20 protein-coding genes are annotated in these 26196 nt (G+C 50.5%); 12 read left to right on the forward strand and 8 right to left on the reverse strand.

The genetic code is table 11. The annotated features are described in order from the left end of the window. The first annotated feature begins 100 nt into the window (after positions 1–100). Positions 101–1093, forward strand: coding sequence for an N-acetylglucosamine kinase (locus PGL02S_RS16500; RefSeq protein WP_036643411.1), 993 nt, complete (start codon positions 101–103; stop codon positions 1091–1093). Continuing rightward, positions 1078–2382: a 6-phospho-beta-glucosidase gene (locus PGL02S_RS16505; protein ID WP_036643410.1), complete on the forward strand. Its 1305-nt coding sequence runs from the start codon at positions 1078–1080 to the stop codon at positions 2380–2382. The genes PGL02S_RS16500 and PGL02S_RS16505 overlap by 16 nt, the downstream gene beginning before the upstream one ends. A 109-nt stretch (positions 2383–2491) precedes the next feature. Here the strand turns inward: PGL02S_RS16505 and PGL02S_RS16510 are convergent, their stop codons facing one another. Continuing rightward, a complete protein-coding gene (locus tag PGL02S_RS16510; RefSeq protein ID WP_006212129.1) occupies positions 2492–3520 on the reverse strand; it encodes a LacI family DNA-binding transcriptional regulator in 1029 nt (342 codons plus the stop codon). Positions 3521–3847: 327 nt separating this feature from the next. Here PGL02S_RS16510 and PGL02S_RS16515 point away from each other — a divergent pair, with 327 nt between their 5' ends. From PGL02S_RS16515 to PGL02S_RS16525, 3 genes are all read left to right on the forward strand, one after another. After that, the gene (locus PGL02S_RS16515; RefSeq protein WP_006212128.1) at positions 3848–4897 is read left to right on the forward strand and encodes a 2,3-butanediol dehydrogenase; all 1050 of its coding nucleotides are present in this window, start codon (positions 3848–3850) and stop codon (positions 4895–4897) included. 199 nt (positions 4898–5096) lie between these two features. Beyond that, on the forward strand, positions 5097–5855 hold the full coding sequence (locus PGL02S_RS16520; RefSeq protein ID WP_036643409.1) for an ABC transporter ATP-binding protein: 759 nt from the start codon (positions 5097–5099) through the stop codon (positions 5853–5855). Next, positions 5852–8341: an FtsX-like permease family protein gene (locus tag PGL02S_RS16525; RefSeq protein WP_036643408.1), complete on the forward strand. Its 2490-nt coding sequence runs from the start codon at positions 5852–5854 to the stop codon at positions 8339–8341. The genes PGL02S_RS16520 and PGL02S_RS16525 overlap by 4 nt, the downstream gene beginning before the upstream one ends. A gap of 149 nt (positions 8342–8490) precedes the next feature. Here the strand turns inward: PGL02S_RS16525 and PGL02S_RS16530 are convergent, their stop codons facing one another. Continuing rightward, positions 8491–9498, reverse strand: a complete 1008-nt coding sequence (locus PGL02S_RS16530; RefSeq protein ID WP_036643407.1) for a FecCD family ABC transporter permease — start codon at positions 9496–9498, stop codon at positions 8491–8493. After that, the gene (locus PGL02S_RS16535; protein WP_036643406.1) at positions 9498–10529 is read right to left on the reverse strand and encodes a FecCD family ABC transporter permease; all 1032 of its coding nucleotides are present in this window, start codon (positions 10527–10529) and stop codon (positions 9498–9500) included. The genes PGL02S_RS16530 and PGL02S_RS16535 overlap by 1 nt, the downstream gene beginning before the upstream one ends. 153 nt (positions 10530–10682) lie before the next feature. Between PGL02S_RS16535 and PGL02S_RS16540 the strand changes: the two genes are divergently transcribed. Further along, complete coding sequence (locus PGL02S_RS16540; protein WP_036643405.1) at positions 10683–11690, forward strand: ABC transporter substrate-binding protein; 1008 nt, start codon at positions 10683–10685, stop codon at positions 11688–11690. An 80-nt stretch (positions 11691–11770) separates the two neighbouring features. Here the strand turns inward: PGL02S_RS16540 and PGL02S_RS28240 are convergent, their stop codons facing one another. Further along, positions 11771–11914 (reverse strand): hypothetical protein, encoded by a 144-nt coding sequence (locus PGL02S_RS28240; RefSeq protein ID WP_164481466.1) that lies wholly within the window; start codon positions 11912–11914, stop codon positions 11771–11773. Between the two features lie 252 nt (positions 11915–12166). Between PGL02S_RS28240 and PGL02S_RS16545 the strand changes: the two genes are divergently transcribed. Next, on the forward strand, positions 12167–12931 hold the full coding sequence (locus PGL02S_RS16545) for an exodeoxyribonuclease III (protein WP_036643404.1): 765 nt from the start codon (positions 12167–12169) through the stop codon (positions 12929–12931). A 102-nt stretch (positions 12932–13033) separates the two neighbouring features. Here PGL02S_RS16545 and PGL02S_RS16550 read toward each other — a convergent pair whose 3' ends face one another. Continuing rightward, complete coding sequence (locus PGL02S_RS16550) at positions 13034–13933, reverse strand: LysR family transcriptional regulator (RefSeq protein WP_036643403.1); 900 nt, start codon at positions 13931–13933, stop codon at positions 13034–13036. Positions 13934–14077: 144 nt separating this feature from the next. Between PGL02S_RS16550 and PGL02S_RS16555 the strand changes: the two genes are divergently transcribed. Both PGL02S_RS16555 and fabV read left to right on the forward strand, forming a co-directional pair. Next, complete coding sequence (locus PGL02S_RS16555) at positions 14078–14827, forward strand: SDR family NAD(P)-dependent oxidoreductase (RefSeq protein ID WP_036643402.1); 750 nt, start codon at positions 14078–14080, stop codon at positions 14825–14827. Between the two features lie 217 nt (positions 14828–15044). After that, positions 15045–16235 (forward strand): enoyl-ACP reductase FabV, encoded by a 1191-nt coding sequence (fabV, locus tag PGL02S_RS16560; RefSeq protein WP_036643401.1) that lies wholly within the window; start codon positions 15045–15047, stop codon positions 16233–16235. Positions 16236–16598: 363 nt separating this feature from the next. Here the strand turns inward: fabV and PGL02S_RS16565 are convergent, their stop codons facing one another. Further along, entirely contained in the window at positions 16599–17291 is a 693-nt protein-coding gene (locus PGL02S_RS16565; protein ID WP_036643400.1) for a GyrI-like domain-containing protein, read from the reverse strand. Between the two features lie 97 nt (positions 17292–17388). Between PGL02S_RS16565 and PGL02S_RS16570 the strand changes: the two genes are divergently transcribed. From PGL02S_RS16570 to PGL02S_RS16580, 3 genes are all read left to right on the forward strand, one after another. After that, positions 17389–17895, forward strand: a complete 507-nt coding sequence (locus tag PGL02S_RS16570) for a GyrI-like domain-containing protein (protein WP_036643399.1) — start codon at positions 17389–17391, stop codon at positions 17893–17895. A gap of 208 nt (positions 17896–18103) precedes the next feature. Next, positions 18104–20728: a LuxR C-terminal-related transcriptional regulator gene (locus PGL02S_RS16575; protein ID WP_036643398.1), complete on the forward strand. Its 2625-nt coding sequence runs from the start codon at positions 18104–18106 to the stop codon at positions 20726–20728. A gap of 165 nt (positions 20729–20893) precedes the next feature. Further along, positions 20894–23875: an S-layer homology domain-containing protein gene (locus PGL02S_RS16580; RefSeq protein WP_036643397.1), complete on the forward strand. Its 2982-nt coding sequence runs from the start codon at positions 20894–20896 to the stop codon at positions 23873–23875. A 196-nt stretch (positions 23876–24071) separates the two neighbouring features. Here PGL02S_RS16580 and PGL02S_RS16585 read toward each other — a convergent pair whose 3' ends face one another. Further along, positions 24072–24926: an AraC family transcriptional regulator gene (locus PGL02S_RS16585; protein WP_036643396.1), complete on the reverse strand. Its 855-nt coding sequence runs from the start codon at positions 24924–24926 to the stop codon at positions 24072–24074. 136 nt (positions 24927–25062) lie between these two features. Then, positions 25063–26178: a DUF3626 domain-containing protein gene (locus PGL02S_RS16590; protein WP_036643395.1), complete on the reverse strand. Its 1116-nt coding sequence runs from the start codon at positions 26176–26178 to the stop codon at positions 25063–25065. Positions 26179–26196 lie beyond the last annotated feature (18 nt).

Here is a 26196-nt window from a genome sequence, read left to right on the forward strand (position 1 = left end):
GTCATGGCAGGAAGCCGCCTGATTTGAAGGATCCCAGGTTGACGGCCGGGAGGCTTGGCGGGACGGCTTCCTCAGCCTGGCAGCATAGGAGAGATCATACTTGAACTATTACTTGGGAGTCGATGGCGGAGGGAGCAAGACCCTGGCTGTCGTGGCGGACGAAACGGGACGAATTGCAGGGAGGGGCATCAGCGGCTGCGGCAATCATCAGCTTGGCGCCGCCCTCGCGGAGCGAAGTATAAGACAAGCCGTGGATGAAGCACTCGCACAGGCGGAGCTGGAAAGAGAGAGCATTACCTGTGCCTCCTTCGGGCTGGCAGGAGCCGACCGCGAGGCAGATTTCCGCATCCTGCGGCCTATGATCAGTGGCATGGGTTTCAAGAAACATCAGATCGTATGCGATACCGTCATTGCGATGAGAGCCGGCACGAGACAGACGGACGGGGTCGTTCTTATATGCGGAAGCGGGACGAACGGTTATGGTGTGAATGCGGCGGGAGAGGAGATACAGATTGGAGGATTCGGTTATGCATTCGGCGATTTCGGCGGAGGCGGTGATCTGGCCGTCGAGGTGTTTCGCACAGTCGTTCGTTCATGGGAAGGCCGGGAGAAGCCGACTTCATTGACTTCGCTCACGCTGGATGAACTTAGCTTCGGCAGCGTGGAGGAGATGTTCCACCGCTTTTTGGACGAGGGCAGAAGGGCGCCGCACACGCTGGCAAAGCTGTTGTTTCAGGCGGCGCCGGCAGATGAAGCCGCCAGAAAGATACTGGCGAGGCAAGGGCTGGAGCTGGGAAAGGTCGCAAGTGCAGTTATTCACAAGCTGGGCATGCGCCATGATGCCTTCGACGTTGTGCTGGCAGGCAGTGTGCTGACCCGCGGCGAAGGGGATTATGTCGTTCCGTATATCGAGGCCCAGGTGAGTGCAGCCGCACCGAAGAGCCGATTGCGCATATTGACCCTTGAGCCCGCTGCGGGTGCCGTTCTGCTCGCAATGGATGGGAACGGCGTCGTACCGGACGCCGCCGTATATGAGCGATTGCATCACGAACTTGCTGTAAAGGGGAGGAATATGGAATGGGCACTGGATTGAAAGTGGCTGTTATTGGGGGAGGCTCGTCCTATACGCCTGAGCTGATCGAAGGTTTCATTCAGCATTACGAGTCGTTTCCGGTGACGGATATCGTGTTGGTGGATATACCGGTGGGTCATCATAAACTCGCCATTGTTGGCGGGCTGGCCCAGCGGATGGTTGAGCGAAGCGGACTGCCGATTAACGTTTCCTTAACCCTGGATCGCAAGGAAGCGCTCAAGGATGCGCATTACGTGTCGACCCAGATGCGTGTAGGGCTGCTCGAGGCAAGAGGCTGGGATGAGAAAATCCCGTTAAAATACGGAATGCTCGGGCAGGAAACGACCGGAGCCGGCGGCATGATGAAGGCTCTGCGTACGATCCCGGTGCTCCTGGATATATGCAGGGACATGGAGGCATTGTGTCCAGACGCTTGGCTGCTTAATTTTACGAATCCGGCCGGTATGGTTACGGAAGCAATCATGAAGCATTCGAGCATCCGCTCCATCGGATTATGCAATTCCCCGATCGCCGCTTACAAATGGCTGTCTGGACTGTATCAGGTGCCTGCCGAACGCATCTACTGTGAGTTTGCCGGATTAAATCATCTGCACTGGATCAGCCGGATCGAGATTGATGGAGAGTCGAAGCTGGAGGAGCTGTTGGAGGCAGGAGGAAGCTATTCAGCGAGCAATGTACCGCAGCTTGCCTGGAATGATACACTCATTCGGGCAATCGGCGCGATTCCGTCCTATTATCTGAAATATTATTATCTCCACCGTGAGATGCTCGGGGAGCAGCAAGCTGCCGCGGCCAGAGGTGAGACAAGAGCCGAGACGGTCAAGCGTCTTGAGGATGAGCTGTTCGAGATTTACAAGCGTCCGGAGCTTGCGGAGAAGCCGAAGCAGCTGGAGCAGCGCGGCGGTGCTTACTACTCTGAGGCCGCTGTCAATTTGATGAAGGCTATTCATACGGACAGCGGCGAAATTCAGACGCTGAACGTTATGAACGGCGATACGCTGGAATTTTTGCCTGCGGATGCCAGCATTGAAGTGAACTGTGTTGTCACGAAGAGCGGTGCCGTTCCGGTCCCGATTAAGCGAGTGCCCGCTGCTGCCGTCGGCCTGATTCAAGCGGTGAAGACCTACGAAAGCCTGACCATTGAAGCGGCAGTGACGGGAAGCAGGGAGAAGGCGCTGCTTGCGCTAAGCAGTCATCCCCTTATCGATTCCGTAAGTGAAGCGGAATGGATGCTGAATGAAATGCTGGAGCGGAACCGTTTGTATTTGCCGCAGTTTTTCAAGGTATAGAAGGCGAGTGCGCAGTAAATTGTGGATTCTTAATGTGACTCCGAAGTAAATATTCGCAAGAAAAGAGCCTGGAACTTCGCATCCAGGCTTTGTTTATTGTCCGGCAACCCTAGTCGGTTGTCGCGTTTCGAATGACGGAAATGCTGGATTCCCTCACGATGAGCCGCGGTTCGAATTGCACACGCTCGTATTGGCCGGACTTTTGCTCGCGAAGGCGCTTGAGGAGCAGTTCCGTAGCCAGACGCGCAACTTCGTCCCCCATGATGGAAACCGAACTGATCTGCGGATTGGTAACGGTTGTCCAAGCATTGTTATCGATGCCTACGACCGCCACATCTTCGGGAATCCGTACATGCAGCTCCTTAAAGCGATTGACAATGCCGATGGCGACCATGTCGTTAACCGCATAGATGGCGTCCGGCATATGCTTCAGTCCATAAAAATAGTCTGCTGCACGAACCCCCGTTTCAAATGAGAAATCCTCCCCGAAATAAACGAGGGACGGATCGACCTGCTTCAGCGACTGCTCATATGCCCAATACCGCTCTTCGATTTTATCTTTGGGGGCTCCGGCATAGGCGATTCGGGTTCGTCCGATTTTCAGCAGATGCTCCATGACAAGTCTGCCCTCCTGGCGGGCAAGTCCGACAATATCGGCCTTATACTCCTCGCCTAACTGCTTCCCGTAATTAATGATGGAGACGGGCAGGCTGGATTTATTGATTTGCTCGCCCAGTGTTTTGGGATAGGCCAGCGGCATAATAATCAGACCATCCACGTGCAGCTTCTTGATATCCCTCACAATTTCAAGCTCGTTGCGGGCGTTGCCAGCTGTATTGATCTGAACGACACGATATCCATGCTGCTTGGCGGTCTGTTCGACCGACCAGGCGATTTCCGGGATAATGGCATTCCGGATGTCCGGCACGGCCAAGGCAATTTGATTCGTCTGGCGAACCTTCAGGCTTTGAGCTGATGTATCCGGACTAAATCCGATTTCCTCGATCACTTGCAGGATCCGTGCTTTTGTTGCGGGACTGATTCCCTTGCTGTTGTTGATCGCTCTGGACACAGTGGCAATACCGACGCCCGCTTTTTTAGCGACATCTTCAATTGTCACTTTTTTGGGGTTCACCATATTCGAAAAAGTCCTCTCTATATCGGAAACGTTTCCTGTTCTGAATGCAATTTGGAGAATAAATCGAGCCATATCTATATTATAACATTAAGAATGTACTTAAATCATGGTACTCATGTAAGACGAAGAATATCGAGATTGTTTCATCAGAACAGTTAGCTTTATCGCCTTGAAAAATAAAGAGTAAGCACAATCGGAAGTTGTCCATGACTTTTCATACATTTGGGGCTGCGGGGTTTGACAGAATGTCAAAACTGTGACATATTTGATTTCGGAAACGTTTCCTATTTCATTCTTATTTTTCGAACTCATAAGGAGATGAAGACAATGCAAGCATTGCGCTGGCATGGCGTGAAGGATCTGCGTTTGGAGACGATAGCGGAGCCTCAAGCAACGAATGGAAAAGTGAAAATCAAGGTTGAATGGTGCGGCATTTGTGGCAGTGATCTCCATGAATACGTGGCCGGGCCTATATTTATACCTGAGAATACACCTCATACGCTTACAGGAGAACAGGCTCCCGTCGTTATGGGCCATGAATTTTCCGGCCAGGTGGTAGAGGTTGGCGAAGGCGTTACGAAATTCAAGGCTGGTGACCGAGTGGTCGTTGAGCCTGTATTTTCATGCGGAACATGCGACGCTTGCCGACAAGGGAAATATAATCTATGCGAAGAAATGGGCTTTCTTGGGCTTGCCGGCGGTGGCGGCGGATTCTCCGAATATGTGGCAGCCGATGAGCATATGGTTCATAAAATTCCAGACGGTGTCTCTTATGAACAGGGAGCCTTGGTAGAACCTGCGGCGGTCGCGCTGTATGCCGTGCGCCAAAGTCAGCTGAAAGCCGGGGATCGAGCTGTGGTCTTCGGAGCCGGGCCTATCGGTCTGCTTGTGATCGAAGCATTGAAGGCAGCAGGCGCTTCTGAAATCTACGCGGTGGAGCTGTCCCCGGAGCGGAAACAGAAAGCCGAGGAGTTGGGTGCCATTGTGTTGGATCCGAAAGCCCACGCTGTGGTGGATGAGCTTCATCGCCGCACCGGTGGTGGAGTCGATGTGGCATTCGAGGTTACGGGTGTCCCTCCTGTTCTGAGCCAAGCGATCAACTCCACGAAGATCGGCGGACAGATTATGATTGTCAGCATATTCGAAACCTCCGCGCCCATCGTGCCGAATGATGTCGTGATGAAGGAGCGGAATATTACCGGAATCATCGGTTATCGCGACGTATTCCCGGCTGTCATTAGCCTGATGGAAAAAGGATTCTTCCCTGCGGATAAGCTGGTAACCCAGCGGATCAAACTGGACGAGGTGATTGACCGGGGCTTTGAGGCCCTGCTCAAAGAGAAGAACCAGGTGAAAATCCTGGTAAGTGCTCACTAATGATGTAGCTGTGCTGTGCAGCAGCAAGGACTGTTAGAGACCGCGTAACGCGGTCTCTTTTTTGTTTTTGGTGAATAGGATCGACAGGTCAACTTCCCGTGTTCCACAGATTCCATTAGATTACATATATAACCAAATCTGATATACTCATAGAGTGTTTTAGGAGGAACCAGACAAATAAATCTAGTGGAGGGATCGGATGAATCAGAAGAGTTTGTTATCTGTTCGCAATATCCACAAAACCTATGATGGAGACGGGTTTAAGGTTGATGCATTAAAGGATGTGTCTTTTGCGCTTGAGGAGGGTGAACTGGTTGCTGTCATGGGGACTAGCGGCTCTGGAAAAAGCACCCTGCTTAACATTATCAGCTCCCTTGATAAGCCAACCTCGGGGACAATTGAGTTAAAAGGTAAGGTCATGGACAACATCTTTGTGGAGCCTCATGCAACCCACTACCGGCGTGAAAATATCGGTTTTGTGTTTCAATCCTTTCATCTATTGAATGATTTAAGCGTAGAAGAGAATATAGCGATTCCTTTAATTTTACAAGGTGATTCAGAGGCGGATATACAGCAAAAAGTCCAGAATATGCTCCAGCTGCTTGGGCTGGCAAACTGGAGGAAGAAACGTCCTACACAGCTGTCGGGGGGACAGCAGCAGCGTGTAGCTATCGGCCTTGCGTTGATTACGAAACCGCCGCTGCTGCTGGCAGACGAGCCGACTGGCAATCTGGATTATAATACGTCGAAGGAAATCCTGGAAGCCTTGGTAGAGATGAGAAGCAGCTTGAAACAAAGCATGATTATGGTAACTCATGATCCGAACGTGGCCGTTTACGCGGACCGGGTGTTGTTTTTCCATGATGGGCAAATTGTGGATCAGTACGTGAGCAGAGGGAAGAGGGATATCGATCCGATATTGTCTATATTCAAGAACATGATGGAGCGATCCGCATGATCCATTCATTACGAGGCATAGCCCTTCGTATACTTGCCCGTAATAAGACGATTTTGTCCTTCTCCGTGATCAGCATATGTTTAGCCGTGTTTTTGATGATCACGGTGTCTTCCTTCATGGCGAATGCCAATCGTTCGATAGACCATGAAATGAAGCAGCAGTACGGCGACATGGATATGCTGGTGGGGTACGCGACCGAGCTGGACAATGAGACATTAGATCAGTATATGGCAGATTTGATGCAATCGACCGGTGGGGTACAGCGGGTGTCTCCGGTCATTCTGTCACATATGCGCGTTAAGGGACAGGCGCTGCCTATATCCACTGCTGGCGTTGAGAACGATGCATTGTCGAAGAGCCGATATCATTTCACGGCCTACCCGGGACAGGAGGAGCTGATTCTGAATCAGTCGCTGGCGGATGAACTGCAGCTGCAGGCGGGCAGTCAAATGACAGTGGAAGGAAAGGTCTACACCGTTAAGGAGATCATTGGTGATCCTGTTGGTGGTGCGGAATCTGTTTCGAATATTCTGCTTATGAACCGGGAGGAAGTCAAGCAGATTGAAGCTGCCAGAGCCCGGCATGAAATGTTGTCAAGTTATATGATGGTGCAGGCAGCGGACCATACCGATCTTCTGATTCTGAGTGAGTACTTACAAGAGCTGGATCCCGGGTTCACGGTAGAGATTGCTGAGCAAAGTTCGGCGTTAAAAGCAGGCTTGTCCCTCTTGAGCAATTACATCTTGGTCATTTCGGTTCTAATTGTGATGGTCATCGCCCTGCTGATCATTTCTAATTTTGAGGGTATGCTGCATAAATACCGGTTTCAATTCGCCGTTCTAAGGTCCATGGGCGCTCAAACGGAGCAGCTGTTTAAAATGGTCTTCATTCAGTGCTCGGTTACGGATGGACTCGGTGTTGTGTGCGGACTGCTGGTATCGCTGCTAAGCTATTCCTACATCATTCCATGGATATCCGGACTGTTTGCGGTTCCGATATCGGAACCCCGTTTTGATGTTGGAGTTGCAGCTATGGTTGCGGTGGCAAGCTTTATCATCCTTGAGTTATTTATGTTGATCCCTGCTTATCGAAGTACCAAGATTCTTCCGCTGAAAATGCTGGAGATGAACCAGAATCATAATTTTAAAGGGCAAAAAGGACGGGGAACTTTAGGGAAAGTGCTGATGGCAGCCAGTCTGTTTTGCATCCTTTTCGGGGTTGCCTTTTCAGGTACGCCGTCTGCTAACGCGGAGTTAGGTTATCTTCTGGGCTTTCTATTGTTTATATGGTCCGTGTTTACGATGGTTCCCGTGTACCTTTCCGTTGTTTTAACTAAAATCCTGCCTGTACTAAAGCTGTTTGCGGGCCGAATCTCCTATGTTGCTGTCAAAAATATCGTGCCGCAGGTCAAGAGAAATACCTTCCTTATCCTGACGATAAGCATTGCCATGATGATTGCTGTCATCGGCTCGTCCCTGCTGAATACGATACAATATAATGAACGGAATTATGTCAAGAAGCAGTACGCTACGGATATCAAGATTGTAGATCGGCTGGAGGGCTCGTCTACCATTGACCCGGAGCAATTAAAGCAGCAAATCATGCAATTTGAAGGGATAGAAGCAGTAAGCACGGTCAGCCGATTAAGCCCCGCCAAGCAGGGGCAGGACGACAAGGTTATCGACTATGCGCTGGCTGACCTGGATGCATTGGCAGCGCAGCGGCTGCTGCCGGATATAGTGAATGTGGCGAACGGAGTTATCGTGTCCAAGCAATACGCCAAGGCACATGCGATAGGCATCGGCGACTCGATTGCTTTATCGGTTTATCAAGACGAGGATCCAAAGAACTTCAAGCATGCCGGAACATTGACAGTAGCAGCTATCGTGGAGCCATTTCATCACGCGGATATGTACATCGATTGGTCGAATGCGGATGTTCATACGAAATTTACGGTTTTTGATACGGCTTATGTAACGCCCATAAATGAGAATGCTGCATTGAAGCAGCTGGAAGGAATCGTGGGGAAGTTTCCTACAGTGGACATCAGCAGTTATTCACAAGCTCTGGAGAATTCAAGCAGCATGTACACGCGGGTGTGGTCCTTTTTCCTGAGCGCGATCATTGTGATTATGCTGAGCGTTACCATTGGGGTATTTAATTCCCTGATGAACAACATCCACAGCAAGCGCAAAGAATTCGCCGTGTTACGGGCCATTTCTGTGGACAAAAAAGGGCTTGTTCGGATCATACTAACACAGGTGCTGTTGTATCTCTGTATTGGAATGGCGGTGGGGATTATGCTTGGGATAATCCTGTTATATGCTTTTAGATTGATAGACCCGTCACCTATCCATATTCATGTTAGGTTCGTAACCACAATCGTAGGAATCATGCTGTTCTTGGCGCTTATCGTGTTTATTCCGTATGCAAGCAGTCTCGGGAATAAAAAGGTTGCCTCTGAGCTGAATCAGAGCCATGCCTAGCGGTTGTTGTTATACCTGAACTCGTGCTTGGTGGGGCGGGGGCAAACAGGCAATGTAATAAACAAGTGAGCCCGTATTTTAAATAAACAACGGCGATCTCCCCCGTGTCCACTCGGGAGCGATCGCCGTCTTTTTATATTTCAACTTCGTTAATCCTTGATCAACAAATAAATAAAATAAGGCGCTCCTAGACACGAAACGACCAGCCCCACAGGAATTTCGGAGGGGGCCATCAGGTTTTTGCCGATCATATCAGCCACAAGCAGAACAAGGGCGCCGATAAGTGCAGAGACAGGCAGCATTCCCTGATGACGGGGACCAACCCATTTACGCGCCAGATGCGGAGCGACAAGTCCCAGGAACGCAATCCCTCCGCCAACAGCGACGCAAGCGCCAGCCAAAGCAACGGAGATGAACAGCAGCGTTCTTCGCTCGCGTTCAACCTTGACGCCAAGTCCCGTTGCCGTATGGTCCCCCAAATTTAGCACATTTAAATTTTGCGATTTATACAGCGCCAAAGGAATCAGCAGAAGAATCCACGGCAGGATGGCATAGACATATTCCCAGCTCGCTCCCCAGATGCTTCCCGACAGCCAGATGGTAGCCTGCATAAAATTGTTAGGGTCCATCATGAGCTGGAATACAATAATAAGTGCTGCAAATGCGGCATTGATACCGATCCCTACCAGGACAAGCCGAATCGGCGTTACCCCCTGCTTCCAGGCAAGCGTATAAATCAGGAATGTGGCAAGAAAGGCGCCGAGTAACGCGGCAAAAGGCATTATGTAGACGGACAGTACACCTGAACTGAATGAGCTCCCTTGAAAATAAAAAATGTACAGTACGACGGCCAGTCCGGCCCCGGAGTTAATGCCGAGTATGCCCGGGTCCGCCAGCGCGTTTCGTGAAACGCTCTGCAGGATGGCGCCTGACACGGCGATTCCGGCACCAATCAGGATGGCGATGACCATACGGGGCAAGCGAAAGTGCACGAGCACGGTATAGTTCTGCTCCGATCCGGTCCCGTTGAAAGCTTTGATGACCTCTGCGAGCGGGATTTTGAGGGTGCCCATATTCAAGCTGATTAAAAACACGGTGATAATCGCCAGCAGCAGGATCATGGAGACCGACATGACTTTTCTTGTCTTATTCGTCATTACAGCCCCCTCCCTTCCCGGCGTGCGAGATAGAGGAAGAAGGGAACGCCGATAATCGCCGTAATCGCGCCGACAGGCGTCTCAAACGGAGGATTGATCATGCGAGCTGCCACATCGGCGAACACCAGAAGAAGCGCCCCCATGACAGCAGAGCAGGGAATGATCAGACGATAGTCAGGGCCTACAATGAACCGAACGATATGCGGGATGACGAGGCCTACAAAGCCTATCGTTCCGCCTACCGCCACCGCCGCCCCTGTTAGCAGCAGGACAAGTAGTGTGCCCAGAAATTTAACAATGCCCGTTTTTTGACCAAGTCCGGTGGCCACCTCTTCACCCAAACTCATGACGGTAATTGACCTGCTTAGCCCCAGCGCAAGCAATAATCCGACGATGGATACAGGAATCAGAAGCTGCACATTCACCCATTGCACACCGGATACGCCTCCGGCGTACCAGAAGCTGATGTCCTTGGCAACGTTAAAGTGAATGGCAATGGCCGAGGATATCGAGCTCAGGAGTGCGGTAACGGCGGAACCGGCCAGTGCCAGCTTGACAGGTGTTAGTCCCCGCTTTGATAACGAACCGATCAGGAGCACCAGTCCGGCACCGAGGCCAGCGCCTGCAAAAGACAGCAGCATCAGTGTGGTGTTGGAAGCCGACTCCATAAAAGCAAGGCCGATTGACATCACGAAGGTAGCTCCGGCCGTGACTCCCATAATAGAAGGGGAGGCCAGCGCGTTCCTTGTCATGCCCTGCATAACGGCTCCGGACACGGCCAGGGAACCGCCGATTAACGCTGCCGCCACAGCTCTTGGCATACGCAGTCTCTGGATAATCTGGTGAGCGGTAGAACTGGAATCGAAGTGGACAAAAGCTTCCCATATCGTCGAGAGTTTGATGTTCGCTGCTCCATAGATGATGGAGAATGCCATGGCGAGGACAAGAAGGCATAACCCCGACACAATCACAGCCACGGCTGTTTTAGGGTGGTATGTTTTTGTTTTTGTTATGGAATGATTTGCTTGCATAGTCACCTAAACCTTTATGTTGATAAAAAAATAAAAATAACGTATTGTAAATGAGAATGAATTTCATTATCATGGTTATGGCTATTATATCACTTGCCAAATAGAATGCTAGTGAATTGTATCAAAAAATAGACATTGGGGGAAATGAAAATCATGAATCATTTCAAGAAAAAAATATGGATTATCGCAAGTTTATTGGTTGCCTTGACACTTCTGGCAGCCTGTGGAAATAACAAGGACTCGGCTGAGAATGGCCAGTTTGAAGCACAGACGCCAAGCGAGCAGAACAGCGGCACTGAGGCCAAGCCTGATGCCGAAGCCACAACAGAACGTACGCTGACAGATGCCATGGGACATGAGGTTAAGATTCCGGCTGAGCCGAAGCGAGTCATAGCTTCCTACCTGGAGGATAACTTGGTGGCACTCGGCATCACACCAGCTGCCCAGTGGTCGGTCAATGGCGGAAGCGTTCAGGACTACCTTCAGGAGTATCTGAAAGATGTGCCGACTATTGAACATGATCTTCCCTTTGAAGCGGTAGCCAGTTTCCAGCCGGATCTATTGATTATGGATTCCGCTTCCATGGTCGAAGGCAATAAGTACAGTCAATATGACAAGATCGCTCCTACTTATGTAGTTGGTACTGAAGTCAATAACGATTGGCGCGAAGAGCTTATGCAGGTTGGCGAAATCTTCGATATGAAAGAGGAAGCTCAGGCGGCACTCGACAAGTACGAGCAGAAGGCGAAGGATGCCAAAGAGCAAATCCAGCAGGGCATCGGCGGTGAATCGGCGGCTGCCATTTGGCTTGTCGGCGGTAAACTGTTTGTCGTTAGCGAAACGTTGTCCAGCGGTGCTGTCATGTATGGTGACCTGGGTCTCGCGGTACCGAATGTGGTGAAGGAAATTTCCGCATCGGCAACTGGCAACTGGTCCTCCATTTCCCTGGAGAAGCTGGCTGAGCTTGATGCCGACCATTTGTTCTTCATTAACAGTGACGGAGAAGGTGCCGAAGTGCTCCAAGATCCGCTCTGGGCGAATATTCCTGCTGTTAAGAACGGAAACATTTATGAGTATGGGAAAGAAACAAGCTGGTTGTATACCGGCACAATTGCCAATACCCAGATCATTGATGATGTACTGGAGAGTTTGGTGAAGTAAGTTTTAAATGATTGCATGTGCAGCCGTCTTCCGATGTTTATCGGGAGGCGGCTGTTTTGTGTGTAACCTAGAACATTCAGCTAATCCTGATCCCGGCAGTTCTCCTCGGCAGCCGAGGTAAACTCTTCTTCATTCTCGGAAGCAAGTTTGTCGCCGTATTGGTCCAGACGATCCGGACTGCTGGAAGGGCCGTCGTTTTTGGGTTTGTTGTTTCTGCCAGTCATGCTGTGCACCTCCATAAGATAGGATCTTCATCTGTTATTGTGTGCGTGCTCCGTGCCGCACTTCATGTACCCTTATGTTGTTCCTGATTGTGCTCCCGATTATGCATGCAAACTCTCGATTCTATGTATGAAGTTATGATGAAACAGTGAAGTTCCCTTGTTCGTTCCGGCCGGCGCATGATACCATAATAGAATTTAGAAGATTCATAGATTCTGCTTACCGCACGATATGGATATCATGGAGGTTTCGATATGAAGTTAGTGTCTTGGAATGTCAACGGCCTGCGCGCCTGCGTAACAAAGGGTTTTAACGATTATTTTCAACAGGCGGGTGCCGATATATTTTGCGTGCAAGAAACGAAGCTGCAAGCCGGACAGATTGAACTGGATCTGGGGCCTGAATATCAGCAGTATTGGAACTATGCCGAGAAGAAAGGCTACTCGGGAACAGCGGTATTTACGAGAATTGCCCCTTTGTCTGTACGATATGGCTTGGAGGAGGACAGCGAACCGGAGGGGAGAGTGATCACGCTGGAGTTTGAGGGCTTCTATCTGGTGAACGTGTATACACCGAATGCCAAGCGGGACCTGAGCAGGCTTCCTTATCGATTGGAATGGGAAGAGCGGTTCCGCCATTATCTGCTTCAGCTTGATGAACGCAAACCCGTCATCGTATGCGGAGATTTGAATGTGGCCCATCAGGAGATCGACCTGAAAAATGCCAAATCCAATCACGGCAACTCCGGCTTCACGCTGGAAGAACGCGGCAAAATGACCGATCTGTTGGCAGCGGGCTTCATCGATTCCTTTCGATTCTTCTATCCGGACCGGACAGATGTATACAGCTGGTGGTCATATATGGCGAAGGTCAGAGAGCGGAATATCGGCTGGCGCATCGATTATTTTCTGGTGTCTGCCCGTTTGTCCGAAAAGCTCAAGGATGCCGAGATTGACTGCCATGTGATGGGAAGTGACCATTGTCCGGTGAGTTTGACACTTAGCGAGTCATTACGTTAATACAGATTTTTCTGAAAAAGCCAACCGGAAGCAGGGGACTGGATAACGGTCACGATCCTACTTGTCGGTTGGCTTTTATATTTGGGAGCGCAAAGGCTGCATTCATCCTATCTGATGCTTCAGCTTGTCCAAAAAGATCGAGGCTGGCTTTGACAGATGGTGGGTTCCGGGCTGTACCCATCCGAATGAGGAAGCAGCGTGGCCGGGGGGCATCTCCAGCTCCAGCGTGACGATGTTTCCCGAAGGTATGGGAGTGAAGCTGGAGAAGGACAAATCAACCCCCACCGTAACCGCTACATTCTCTTCGACGACCTTCTGTATGACCCTTGTCTGGTTAGTAGAGAAGAGCACCTCCATGTCGCCGTATTGTTCCTGGAACTGATCCATAAGCTTCAAGAGCTGATCATCCTTATAGAGGACGAGCGGATATTTGCACAGCTCCTCAGGCGTAATGGACTGCCTCATTGCAAGCGGGGATTGACGGCTGACCCCCACGACGAATTTACTTACCAGCAGCTTGCCGAAATGCAGTCCGCGGTGCTGATGGATGATAGCGTCATCGACAAAAATCAAGCCGATATCGGCCTGGTTTTGTTTGATATCCTCAATAATATCAAGTGTCGCTTTCTCCGTGATTTCGAGTTGGATCTGGGGAAAATCTTTCTTGAACTGAATAATCGCATCAATGGATAGTGTTAACGGTACGGGTACGGTGGCAATCCGAAGAGATCCGCTCAGCAGGTTGGAATATCCTTCCGCCACTGATTTCAGATCCTGAAATTGTTCCAAAATGGCATAGGCTTTCTGGAGGATTCGCTGGCCCTCGGCTGTAGGTACGGCGCCAAGCCGTGAGCGGGTGAACAAGGAGAATCCGAACTCGGATTCCAGACTGGACACCGCTTGACTGACGGCTGACAGGGTAACGTTGCAGTTTTGGGCCGCCTTCGTTAATGATCCTGTCTTGGCGGTTTCCACGATATATTCCAATTGCTCCAGATTCATGTGATCGCATCCTTAATTTAAATTTAAGTAATATTAATTAGATTTAAATTTACTTAAATATAACGCAGCGTTACAATGAACACAAGGACATGGACACACAATATTCAAGAAATAATGCTATTTTACCCTAGGAGGTCATTGATAATGTCAGAACAACGCGTAGCGGTAATTACCGGTGGAGCGAGCGGCATCGGCCGTCAGGTTTCTCTTAAATTTGCTAGAAAGGGCGACCGTGTTGTTGTTGCCGATTTTAACGAGGCTGCCGGACAAGAGACGGTGGATATGATCCAACAAGAAGGCGGCGAAGCGTCTTTTGTACAGGTTGATGTTTCCAAACCGGAAAGCGTTGAAGCGCTTGTTGATAAAGCGGTTGAGTTATATGGCCGTATTGATGTCATGCACAACAATGCAGGCATTGGCGGAGCTGGACCGGTCCTTGAGCAGAACATGGATCTCTATCACCGTACCATTAACGTGAATCAACACGGGGTAGCTTACGGCATTATCGCAGCAGGCAGAAAAATGAAGGAGCTTGGCATTAAAGGGGTTATCATCAATACGGCATCCGTATTCGGATTCCTGGCTTCGCCGGGTACGTTTGCCTATCATGCCACAAAAGGTGCGGTCATCATGATGAGTAAATCTGCCGCCCTTGAACTTGCACCTTATGGCATCCGTGTTGTGGCTGTTGCTCCTGGCGCAGTAGACACACCGATTATCCAGGGCTATAAAGATTCAGGGCTGCTGGATTCCATGCGAGCCAAAGTTATGGGCGGGGAATTAACCCAGCCTGAAGTTGTCGCAGATACGGTTTACCTGGTATCCCTAGACGAAGCAGCCGCCATTACAGGCAGTGTGGTCATGGCTGACCAAGGCTATGCTTCATTTAAATAATGCGGCGGCTATAGAATCGAATCCGAATAGATGACAAGAAGAACCTCTCTTTTAATTGGATGGAAGGCGATGCCCTCCGTTATTTAGTAGGGAGGTTTTATTGGTTCTTCAGTCAAAAGATTTCCTCTCTCCATGAAAAACAGTTAAAATAGAAAGGAATTCAAAAGACCATACATATGGTGTCAGACGACGAATACTGGAAGAGAGGTATATAAATATGATTATTAAACCTAGAACCCGAGGATTTATTTGTACCACATCCCATCCTGTAGGATGCGAAGCACAAGTACAGGAGCAGATCGATTATGTATTGAAGCAGCCTGGAATCGAAGGTCCGCGTAATGTGCTGGTCATTGGCGCCTCGACAGGGTATGGTTTGTCGGCAAGAATTGCTGCGGCATTTGGCTCCCGGGCGAATACCGTGGGAGTTTACCGTCCCAGCCAGGCCACCGAGAAGCGGACGGCTTCCGCGGGCTGGTATAATTCAGCTGCATTTGAGAAGGCGGCAGACGCGGCAGGCTTGAAATCGTTCAGCGTGACAGGGGATGCTTATACACAAGAGACAAAAGCCAAGACGGTTGAGCTTATCCGCAAGGAACTGGGCCAAATTGACCTTGTGGTGTACAGTGTTGCCTCGGCGCGCCGCACCCTGCCTGAAACCGGCGAAACGGTCAATTCCGTATTGAAGCCGATCGGACCTGCCTACACCAACAAAACGGTGAATTTCCATACCGGTGAAGTAACGGAGGTTACGATCGAGCCCGCTACGGAAGAGGAAGTGAAGAACACCGTTGAGGTGATGGGCGGCGATGATTGGGAGCTGTGGATGAATGAGCTGGCTGAAGGCGGCGTACTGGCTGAAAAAGTCACAACGATTGCGTTCTCCTACATCGGTTCCGAGATCACCAAGGCCATTTATCGGGATGGATCCATCGGACAAGCCAAGGATCATCTGGAGGCAACTGCGCTGAAGCTGAACGAAAGGCTTGCAGATGGAGGCGGACGTGCTTACGTGACGGTCAGCAAAGCGTTGGTTACCCAGTCCAGCTCGGCGATCCCGGTTGTTCCGCTGTACGTATCGGCGCTGTACAAAGTTATGAAGGAAAAAGGACTCCACGAGGGCTGCATTGAGCAGATTTACCGTCTCTTCGCAGATCGTCTCTATAACGGACAAGAAACGCCCGTGGATGAGAAGGGCCGTATCCGGATTGATGATTGGGAGCTTCGCGAGGATGTGCAGTCTGAAGTTGCGGAATTATGGAGCAAGGTTACAAGCGAGAACATCGAAGAATTGACCGACCTTGCAGGGTATCGCCGCGAGTTCTTCCAGCTGTTCGGCTTTGAAACCGACGGCGTGGATTATGATGCGGATGTAAACCCTGTGGTAGACAATCCGAAAGCCATTTAATAATGGAGCCCCGGCCAACGTGAGCCGGGGCTTGTTTTTTAACTTCGGAAGGAGCTTTGACGTTTCGCTTCTCCTCTGTATCGATCGGGAGTCGGCGGACCGTATAGCCACTATTTGTGCATGAAACCGTGTTTTGGAGCAAGAAGCGGACTCAGGAGACGTTATCTGCTTAAAAACATCCGTTTTTTGCAAGGATTCCTATACTTAGCGTCTCCTGAGTCCGTTAACTTCCTAAATAGCCGGATATATCAAAAATAAGGCCTGTGGAGTCCGCTGCTCGTATACACTGTCGATTAGTTCGCTTGAACGCAGTGTAAGTGGGCAAGCATTGAATGAAGTACTGATTCTGGCTGTAAGCCTATTTTATACGGTTAGAGGAACGTAAATTTGAGCCAAAGAAGCATGAACGGAGGCTCTCAGCTCCAGGCAGTAGCGTGTCGGGTTCGGCGTAAGACCGCGTTGTTTCAGCTGCTGGAGAACATAAGCATAGGATTGATCAGTATCCTCCCTGTTGGAATGCCCTTCATGCGTATACATTGCATACTCCTGCGTTGGCAGGGTTAGACTCACCATCCGTTCTGGCATATCACGGATCGTTGTTACCTCCATCCCGGCCACATAATGATAGATCTGCTGCCGGTTTAATACAGCGGCGACATATTGGGGTTTTGATGTTCTCCGCAAATATGGAATTTCAGCCATACGCTGCTCAAGCTCTTGCCACAGCTTGGGTTTGAGGGCATGCGACATGTAATAAGCCGTGAAAGGGATTTTCATTTCCAGGCCAACTATCAGGGTCTGCGGCTTGATAATCCGCTGAATGGACTCCCCCGTTTGCTCCGTGCGCGCTCGCTGCTGGCGTGTGTTCAGGATCGAATAACCACCGTTCTTTCCCTCATGGGCATACAGGGGAACACCCAGATGGGACAGCTCATGAAGGTAGCGGAGCATTGTCCGATACGAAACCGAGAATTCCTCAGCTAACTCGCCTACCGTGAAGTTTTGCCGTTCATATACCCGCTGCATGACCTTAAGGATTCGTTCGGTTTTTGGCATGACCCTGCTCCTTTGATTATTTTTTATACTGTGACAGTTTTTGACATAGATCAAGTATATAATGAATTTAAAAAATATGAAAAAGGAGCATATCCCCATGACAATCAATCAACGAAACGAAGCAAAAATCATGAGCAAGGAAGCCTTCCAAGCAGTTGGACTGAAGTGGGAAGGGACGTTTGCCGAGGCCGGTGCCGGGGGGATTCGCGCGATTCATCGGATGCTGCAAGAGAGGCTGCCGGAGATCCCTTATCCGATACATACCGATACGCTGTTGGGGCTGTCGTATCATGCGTTTCCTGATGGAGAAGGATTTATCCATTATGGGGTCGTCGAAGTGGAACGGATCGAGGAAATTCCGGCAGGAATGGTTTCATTGTCCGTACCTGCACTTACCTATGCAGCCTGTGAGCACAGCAGGCAGCACAGCATAGAGCAATCCTATAATAATATTTACAGCTGGATTCACGAGCAAGGCTATACGGAATATAATCCGGATCATTTAACCCACTTCGAAAAATATCCGATGAGTCAGGATCCGTATGCGGATAACCCTGAATTTATCATTATGATTCCCGTCCAAACCGATCAGGCGGGGAAATAACAAGTATCCGGGAGCCGCTCTGATAGTGAGCGGTTTTTTTCTTGGACAGATGAACTTTGTCTACTTGATTGACCGGTTGACGAAATTGAAGCTTTATAGCTCAGATTATGGAATGGTAGAATAGTACAGAAATGATGGATTAACACGTCTGGGCCATGCCATCAGGTTAAGTCCCAGCGTCAAATTCGAGGTGATACGGAGGCGTATGATGATAAATGGGACTGAACTCGGTGCACAAGAGCCGCTGTTGCACTCGAAATTAACCGTTCCAAGAACGGTATCCACCTTGATTCCCCGGCCGCGTCTAAGTGAACGGCTGATGGATGCCATGTCGGGCAATGTGACACTGATCTGCGCTCCGGCGGGATTCGGGAAAACGACGCTTGTCAGCGAGTGGCTGCTGCAGCATGGGAAACAGGCCGCCTGGGTGTCGCTGGATTCCGGGGATAATCAAGGCTCCCGCTTTTGGAGGTACATATCGGCCGCGATAGCAGAAGTGTTTCCCGCTTACTGGGAAGAGGTCAAACCTGTGCTGCCGCTGCTGCATACGGAAGGTTATGAGCAGGGGCTCATCGTGTGCTTGAATACGCTAGGCAGGCTGAACGAAGAGCTAATCCTCGTGCTGGACGATTTCCATGTGATTCAGAACGAAATACTATCAGCTTCATTTTCGTATTTTGTCGACCATTTGCCAAGGGGCATCCATGTTTGCCTGATCAGTCGTACAGAACCTGATTTCTCTGTAGCCCGTATGGAAGCAAGACAGCTCGCCAGCAGACTCCATACCGAGGACATGCGGTTTACAGAGAAGGAGGGTGCGCAGTTCTTCCAGAGCACCGAGCTATTGCTGAACGAAGAGCTGTCCTCCGCACTCGTCAGAAAAACAGAGGGCTGGATTACCGGCCTCAAACTTGCATCTATTGCCATGCGGCGGCAGGAGAATAAAGAACCGTTTATCCGCCATTTTGCAGGGGACAGCCGCGAGGTGAAGCAATATTTGTTCGAAGAGGTGTTCTCGGTTCAGAACGATCGGATGAAGCATTTTCTGCTAACCAACTCGATCCTGAAGCGGTGGAATGTATCCCTGTGTATGGCTGTGTCTGGGTTTGAGGATAGCCGGGAACTAGTCGAATTGATAGAGCGTTCCCACCTATTCGTAGTGGCACTGGATGATAAGGGAGAGTGGTTCCGATTTCATCATTTATTCTCGGAATTTTTGCAGAGACGACTGGAACAGGAGAAGGATATTCATAAGGAATTGCTATACAAGGCAGCCGGTGATTGGTGCAGTGAACAACGCCTTGCGGAGGAAGCCGTTGAGTATTACTTGCAAGGTCAATATTATGAGCAGGCCGTGTTGCTGCTGCGCGAGATGACTTCCCGCGTCGTGGATTGGGAATGGTCGAATCTGCAAAAATGGTTATCCGTGATTCCCAGCGATATTTTGCTTCAGCACCCGGTTCTCTTTTTCTCCTATGCCAACTCGCTCATTGCCGAGGAGTCGGGGGATATTACGAAGGGAGAGGAGCTGCTGCATCAAGCGGATGCCTGGTATGCCGAATCCTCTGGAGCATTGAGCGAGGTGCTGCGACATGAATATTTGGCAATGCTTCACTATGTGCGCGGGACGTTAATGGTGTTTGGGCGGAATGATCTGAAGCTCGCCAAGCAGGAATACGAGCAGGTTGTGCGATATGCCCCGAATGGGATCAAAATGTTGTTTGGCCAACCGGAGAAACCGCTGCAGCCGATCACGGTAAAAACTTATAAAATCGGCCGCGGTCATGCCTCAAAGGCCATTGCAGCACCGTACACCATGCAGATGGCAGAAGTGTACCAGGCCGTGAATCCGATTTTTCTGGGAAAATTATTCCTTAATCACGCGGAAGTGCTCTACTACTGGAATGATCTATCGGCGGCAGCCGATTATGTTTCCAAGGCGATGACGTGGATCGGACAAAATCCAAACCGGCCCGAGCATGACCTTGTGGCGAGCTGGATTCTGCAAGCGAAACTCAAGGCCGCCGAGGGTCATATGCTCGAAGCTCTGGAACTGCTTGAAGGCGGGCAGCGGCGGATGAAGTGGATGGATATTCCCCGGGGGATGGAAATTTTACACCTGGAGGGCATACGTCTCCAATTGCAATACGGCGATCCGGCGGCTGCACTGGCTTGGGGCGAACAGTGCCAATTATCGAGCCGGGACAGGGTGTCTGTCTTCGAATTATTTGATTATCAGCTGTTTGCCCGCGTTCTTGTTCTGCAGGGCAGATGGGATGAAGCCGAAGAGCTGTTGGATCGGCTGCTGTACCTTGCGGAGAGTGAGATGAGACCGATCGATGCTGCTGAAATATTATGCATTACAGCCGTCATGTTACAGTCCAGGGAGGAGCATCGCAAGGCGCTGATCCAGCTTGAAGAGGCGCTGCAGGTATCGGAGGCCAATGATTTTACCCGGATTTTTCTCGATGAAGGAGCTCCGGTTATAGAGCTCCTGCACGAACTGATCCGCGCGAAGCAGCAGGGGCGATATCGGGGGAAGGATTCCGCATCTCTTTCTTTTATCAGATCGATCCTTGCCGCAGTGGACGGAATGGCCGAATCGGTGAATTCCCCGCTGGAGGCTCTGCTCACGTCAAGGGAGATGGATGTTTTTCAGGGATTGCTGGACCATCTGAGCGGAAGGGAAATTGCGGAGAAACTGAATGTTACCTACGAAACGGTGAAGACGCACAGGAAACGGATCTATAGCAAACTGAATGCAGCCAATCTCAGTGAGGCGATTGCGCAGGCCGAGAGGCTGAGCGATCCCAAGAAAACGAATAGACCCTGAACTTGATACGATTCATCATTTTATCACCCCTCATCTATCCCCCTTCAGGGGGATTTTTTGTGCTACGTGTTGTCTTACAATGAATTCGGAGCGCACAAATAAAAAGGCAGGTCTATTTAGTGAATGGGAGGTTAGAAGTTGAAGTCGATGTTCAGGAGAAATTTTATGAGTATTCCAAACGGCTATAAATTCATGATGATACTGCTATGCAGTCTTTTGCTGCTGCCGCCGAGTGCCTATGCGGCTGTACCGGACTATGAGAATAAATCCGAGATCGCCCAGCTTAGCGGTAAGGTGGTAGATTTAAAATCGGGTGATTTCAACCAAGACGGTCATTTGGATTTTGCGGCCATAACGGATGATGGGAGTGTCCATGTATTCTATGGCCAGGGGGATGGAACATTTGATCCTCTCCCACAAAGCCTGCAGGTTCTGGGGGTGCCGCATACACTAGAAATCGATGATTACGATCAGGACGATCACTTGGACTTACTGATCGGAACGCAAATCGGAACGTTTTTATGGTACGGGGAAGGTGACGGTACCTTTCGTGATACGAGGCTGCTTTCATTGCTGCCTTCTCAGGATATCGTAGCTGCGGACTTTGATTTGGATGGTAAGAGAGACATTATGATTATTAATTTCAATCAGGTTACCATTGTTCACGTTGCCGCAGATAGAACTTTTACAATGCTCCCCATCACTTTGACACCAGGCGGCAATAGAGCGACAACCATCACGAATGGAGCCATAGGCACGGTAGATTTGGTTGTGGCCAGTCCGATGCTGGGTCTGCAGCGGTATAAGGGAAATGATTATACGCGGAGCGAGATCTTTCATATGGTACCAGGCAATACCGTGGATCTCATATCCAGGGATATTGATGGTGACGGACATATCGATATTATGGCACTGAATGATATATTAGGCGTTTTCTTCTATATGAATTTTGGGGATAATACGTATAATCTTCAGCAGCAGCCTCTGGTCACGGTTCCTCAAAAAGTATATGCAGAGGATGTAAACGGGGATGGCCAATCGGAAATAATCGTTGCGACGGGAAAAGGCGTTGATTTGTATTCCAAGGAGTATGCGTCAGGCCAACTGAATTTACTGTGGCAAACGGAATTGGTCACTCAGGGAAATGGAACGCACCGGGCGCTTGTCGGGGACTATGCCGAGGACGGAACGCCGGACCTTATTGTATCTTCTAATCAAGCCCTGTATATCTACAAGGCTATTGTTGTGCAACCCGAACCGGGAACGATAAGGCTGGAGGCGGCTGATTACGCGGTTTCGGAAGACGGGGCCGAGGTACGGGTGAAGGTGATACGTGAAGGAGGCAGCCACGGTGCTGTCGCTGTCACTTATCATACTGCGGATGGAAGCGCTAAGGCTGACAAGCATTATAAGCCAACTTCAGGGACGCTCTCTTTTGCCGATGGAGAGCTTGAGAAATGGATTGAGATCGAAATTCTAAATGATGATATCCATGAAGATGACCGTGAGTTTTATTTGAATATTGCTGCAGTGCCAGGTACAGTCGTTGGCAGCCCAATCCAGGCGGTTATCACGATAACAGAGGATGACCCGCAGCCAGACACGGAAGGGCCGTTATGGCCTGCGGCTGCGGAGCTGCTTGCATCCGACATATCCACCGACTCCCTCAAGCTGTCTTGGCCTGAAGCCACGGACAATGACGAGGTTGCGGAATATCGCATTTTTAATGGGAATGATGCCACGCCGGCAGCAACGGTGACGGGTGCCACCTATTCCTACGAGATGAACGGTTTGGCGGCCGACACATCGTATACGCTTAGCGTCCGTGCCTATGATCGGGCTGGCAATGCGAGCGTTCCGCTCCAGACGACGGTTCAGACGCTGGAAGATCCGAATTCAGGCCCTGATCCGGATCAGGAAGCTCCGGTATGGCCTGATCTCGGACAACTGACGATATCTGACATCAGCACTACCTCGATGAGGTTATCCTGGCCGCAAGCCTCGGATGATGAAGAGGTTACAGGATATCGGGTATACCGCGTAGATACCGCAGATACGCCGGTAGCAACGGTAACCGGCAGCACGTATTCCTACAAGGTGGAAGGTTTATCCCCGAATACGTCCTACACGTTTCGGGTAAAGGCATATGACCCTGCCGGAAACGGTAGCACACCGCTCGAGGCAACAGCGAAGACACTTCAGCTCCCTGCGCCTCCAGCTCCAAATCCGGGAGGCAATCCAGATCCGGGACCGGCGAACCCGATCCCGTCTACACCCACGATTCCTTCGGATAATGCCTTGCTTCATACATTCTCTATTGGAGCTGGGGAAGCCGGGAATGCGTTGAAGCTGAGTCCCGACTTCTCGCCGAACGTGTTCGCGTATCGTGCCGAGACCGAGGCATCAGAGATCCAATTCGATCTCACTGCCGCCCATAACAAAGCAAGCATTACGGGACCCTGGGACAAAGACGGAAGGATCACATTAAAACCTGGGGAGAATGTCATAGAGATTAAGGTAAGCGCTGAAAGCGGCAAGGTGAATACGTATACCCTAACCATTGTCCGCACTGTGCCAAATCCTGAGCCGCCGATGAGACCTGAGCCACCTCAGGCTGCGGAAGTTTTTCGTGATACAGAAGGACACTGGGCGCAGGCAGCGATTGACGAACTGGCAAGCCGAGGGATCGTCAAGGGTTATGCTAACGGATGGTTTAAACCGGATTCCTTAATTAGACGAGATGAATTCACGGTTTTGCTGGTTAGAGCGCTGGGGCTGCAAGGTGAAGGCCAATATACATTTAAAGACGAATCCGACATCCCGAAATGGTCAAGGGAAGCGGTAGGGCTTGCAGTACAGGCCGGGATGATTCAGGGATATCAGGATGGGCGATTCCAGCCTGCAGGTGTGATCACAAGAGCGGAGTTAACTGTCATGCTGGCCAAAGCATTAGGTTTAGAACCGCTTCAAGGTGACCCTGCCCAGTTTGCAGACTTGGCGAGTTTTCCAGCTTGGGCAAAAGGTTATATCGCCGCCGCATATGCAGAAGGACTGGTTAGCGGTCGGAGCGGCGGGAAGTTCGAGCCGGATGCCCCGGCCACCCGGGCAGAGGCTGTGGTTATGCTGCTGCGTTTGCTGAACAAGTAACATCCACGACCTGGTCGGTTAGGGTTAAAGACATGAATTTCGATATAAAAGCCGCAAGCTTGTGATATCACAGAGCTTGCGGCTTTTATCGGCTGGATCATTGTTGACGGAATGGCTGGAATGTCCGCTGAACCAATCGGCATGGATATACTGCTCATTGGTTTCGCATTATGGGTCGGTAGACGGAGAGCCCTGGTTAAGTTTTTCTAATGACAGGAATCCATAACTCATTCTTGTTCTCATCCGGTGGAAGGTAGCATTCAATAGCAGGTATCGGTGCGAGATCATACGCATGGGATGGAACCCATTCGGTATATAGACGCTTCCACATATCCGCTATCCCGCTCGGGTCGCCCTCCATTTCGAAGACGGCCCAAGTGGCTGCGGGAACATGCCGCCGCACCATCGGATCCGGGGGCGTGTGCTGGGAGACCACGGACATGATGTAATCAAAATCTTCGTTTTTCCCATAGTCGCCGTCCGCGCAAACCCCTAGTATCCCCCGAATCGGATGGTCATCCTGACGATAGTTCCACAGCTTATCGAATATTCCTTCCGCATGGGCGTCCTTCCAGAGGAGGGGGACGTCTTCATAAGCTTGCTGTGTTCGAATTTGCTTCTGGAAGCCAACAATGGAGAAACCCTTCATTTCCTCAATTCTATAATTCATTTCTGCAGCTCCTCGCATGGAAAATTGAAAGAAGATGCGGGGATAGGCCTTCAGCTTTGTACCGGCTTGGCGAGCTGCCGTTGGCGTTGTGCCATGCATATTCTGGAACGCGCGCGCGAACGCCTCCGGCGATTCATAGCCATATTTGAGTGCAAGGCTGATGACTTTGATATCGCTGTTCTGCAGCTCGTAAGCAGCCAAGGTCAGCCGTCGTCTCCGTATGTATTCAGATAGCGAAACATCCGTAATGTAAGGGAACATGCGCTGAAAATGGTATACGGAGCAGCATGCAATCCGTGCAGCTTCCGCGTAATCAATCTCCTCGGTCAGGTGCGCTTCCATATAGCCTATGGCCTCATTCATTCGCTGAATCCAATCCATCCGGTCATCATCCTTTCTATAATCAATATAAAGAAGCTGTGATCGATAAGCCTAGCCGTTGCTGCACGGATCCGGCTAGCCTGGTTATTTCCAGGCGAACGATCAACCGATCAACTGTACTGGGGCAGAATGCGGCCTAGTGGCTTGAAGTATTCGGATTCGGATATCCATACTTTACGAGCACGTGCCACAGCTGTTTGAGATGCTGACAGGTTTCATCATAGGTTCCCCAATCGCTCCAATGGTCTGGTTGATGATACAGCTGTGCTGCTGCTTTGCCGATAACAGCGGCGTCCAGCACGCCTTGCGAATCCGCAAATTGCCGGTCGATCCTCTGGGCCAGCGGCGGCATGGCGGGTCCCCGAAAGTCATCGGGTACATCCTGTACAGCAAGGCAGAACCCGGGATGCCAGGATAGGGTAAGGTTATATCGTTCACACAATTCTTGAAACAGCTGACCGGTTCGGGTATTCCGGTAAGATGGATCGGCAACAAGCGCTTCCACATCGCTGGACAAATCGATAACGCCATGAATCTGCGCTTCAATATAATCATCCAGGCTGCGACCAACAGGTCCGGAGTGACTGGTATAGGATGAAGGCAGGTGAACAAGCTGCTCCACCATAGATGGAATGTTCATGTGGGGGGCCCCCAGGGCTGACCCCGTGGACTCGACTTCAAGCAGAAGGGCTGCAAGAACGGAGTCCCATTGCTTTATGGTACCTGTAAATGCAGGTCCTGCATGACTGTCCCCGAAAGTAAACGTGCAGCGGCTCAATATGGCCGGAGACAATACAAAAAAACAAGAGCCAAACCGGGGCGAGGCGCCGTCCGCATAGTTCATGAGATTAAGGGCCCCGTATTTGGGCCGCTCCTCATTATGAACGCCAGGCTCTTGGTAGGCTCCGCCAAACAGAAGCTGTTCCCAGCGGTCACGCTCACCGCCCGGATAGGCGGTACGGCTTCCATTCGTCACGCTTGTGATGAACTGGTTATGGTAACGGCCCTCTGTCAGAAGGCTTTCTATTACAGCGCGGTTGGTGGTGGGCAGTACCCGGTCAGGATGGAAATTCAACGTGACTCGGGCATTCTTTCGGATACAGGTTAATAGCGAGTGGATTGTCACAGCGCCTAAGCCGTTACGTTCTAAAATGCGCTCTATGATGTCTATGGCATGCTGTTGTGCCCGTTTCATCGATGAGCCGACATGAAGAATCGCCTGCTGTTGTGCTTCGGATAACCATTCACTCATATCGTAACTCCTTCCTCA

This window comes from Paenibacillus glucanolyticus NBRC 15330 (assembly GCF_004000885.1).
Lineage (GTDB): Bacteria > Bacillota > Bacilli > Paenibacillales > Paenibacillaceae > Paenibacillus_AQ > Paenibacillus_AQ glucanolyticus.

Bases quoted from the DNA above. Each gene is read 5' to 3' on its own strand.
- PGL02S_RS16555 (WP_036643402.1), top strand. From the start codon at position 14,078: ATGTCAGAACAACGCGTAGCGGTAATTACCGGTGGAGCGAGCGGCATC.
- PGL02S_RS16510 (WP_006212129.1), bottom strand. From the start codon at position 3,520: ATGGTGAACCCCAAAAAAGTGACAATTGAAGATGTCGCTAAAAAAGCG.
- PGL02S_RS16565 (WP_036643400.1), bottom strand. From the start codon at position 17,291: ATGCCAAAAACCGAACGAATCCTTAAGGTCATGCAGCGGGTATATGAA.
- fabV (WP_036643401.1), top strand. From the start codon at position 15,045: ATGATTATTAAACCTAGAACCCGAGGATTTATTTGTACCACATCCCAT.
- PGL02S_RS16550 (WP_036643403.1), bottom strand. From the start codon at position 13,933: ATGAATCTGGAGCAATTGGAATATATCGTGGAAACCGCCAAGACAGGA.
- PGL02S_RS16570 (WP_036643399.1), top strand. From the start codon at position 17,389: ATGACAATCAATCAACGAAACGAAGCAAAAATCATGAGCAAGGAAGCC.
- PGL02S_RS16530 (WP_036643407.1), bottom strand. From the start codon at position 9,498: ATGACGAATAAGACAAGAAAAGTCATGTCGGTCTCCATGATCCTGCTG.
- PGL02S_RS16505 (WP_036643410.1), top strand. From the start codon at position 1,078: ATGGGCACTGGATTGAAAGTGGCTGTTATTGGGGGAGGCTCGTCCTAT.
- PGL02S_RS16580 (WP_036643397.1), top strand. From the start codon at position 20,894: ATGAGTATTCCAAACGGCTATAAATTCATGATGATACTGCTATGCAGT.
- PGL02S_RS16515 (WP_006212128.1), top strand. From the start codon at position 3,848: ATGCAAGCATTGCGCTGGCATGGCGTGAAGGATCTGCGTTTGGAGACG.
- PGL02S_RS16535 (WP_036643406.1), bottom strand. From the start codon at position 10,529: ATGCAAGCAAATCATTCCATAACAAAAACAAAAACATACCACCCTAAA.
- PGL02S_RS16545 (WP_036643404.1), top strand. From the start codon at position 12,167: ATGAAGTTAGTGTCTTGGAATGTCAACGGCCTGCGCGCCTGCGTAACA.
- PGL02S_RS28240 (WP_164481466.1), bottom strand. From the start codon at position 11,914: ATGACTGGCAGAAACAACAAACCCAAAAACGACGGCCCTTCCAGCAGT.
- PGL02S_RS16590 (WP_036643395.1), bottom strand. From the start codon at position 26,178: ATGAGTGAATGGTTATCCGAAGCACAACAGCAGGCGATTCTTCATGTC.
- PGL02S_RS16520 (WP_036643409.1), top strand. From the start codon at position 5,097: ATGAATCAGAAGAGTTTGTTATCTGTTCGCAATATCCACAAAACCTAT.
- PGL02S_RS16575 (WP_036643398.1), top strand. From the start codon at position 18,104: ATGATAAATGGGACTGAACTCGGTGCACAAGAGCCGCTGTTGCACTCG.
- PGL02S_RS16585 (WP_036643396.1), bottom strand. From the start codon at position 24,926: ATGGATTGGATTCAGCGAATGAATGAGGCCATAGGCTATATGGAAGCG.
- PGL02S_RS16540 (WP_036643405.1), top strand. From the start codon at position 10,683: ATGAATCATTTCAAGAAAAAAATATGGATTATCGCAAGTTTATTGGTT.
- PGL02S_RS16525 (WP_036643408.1), top strand. From the start codon at position 5,852: ATGATCCATTCATTACGAGGCATAGCCCTTCGTATACTTGCCCGTAAT.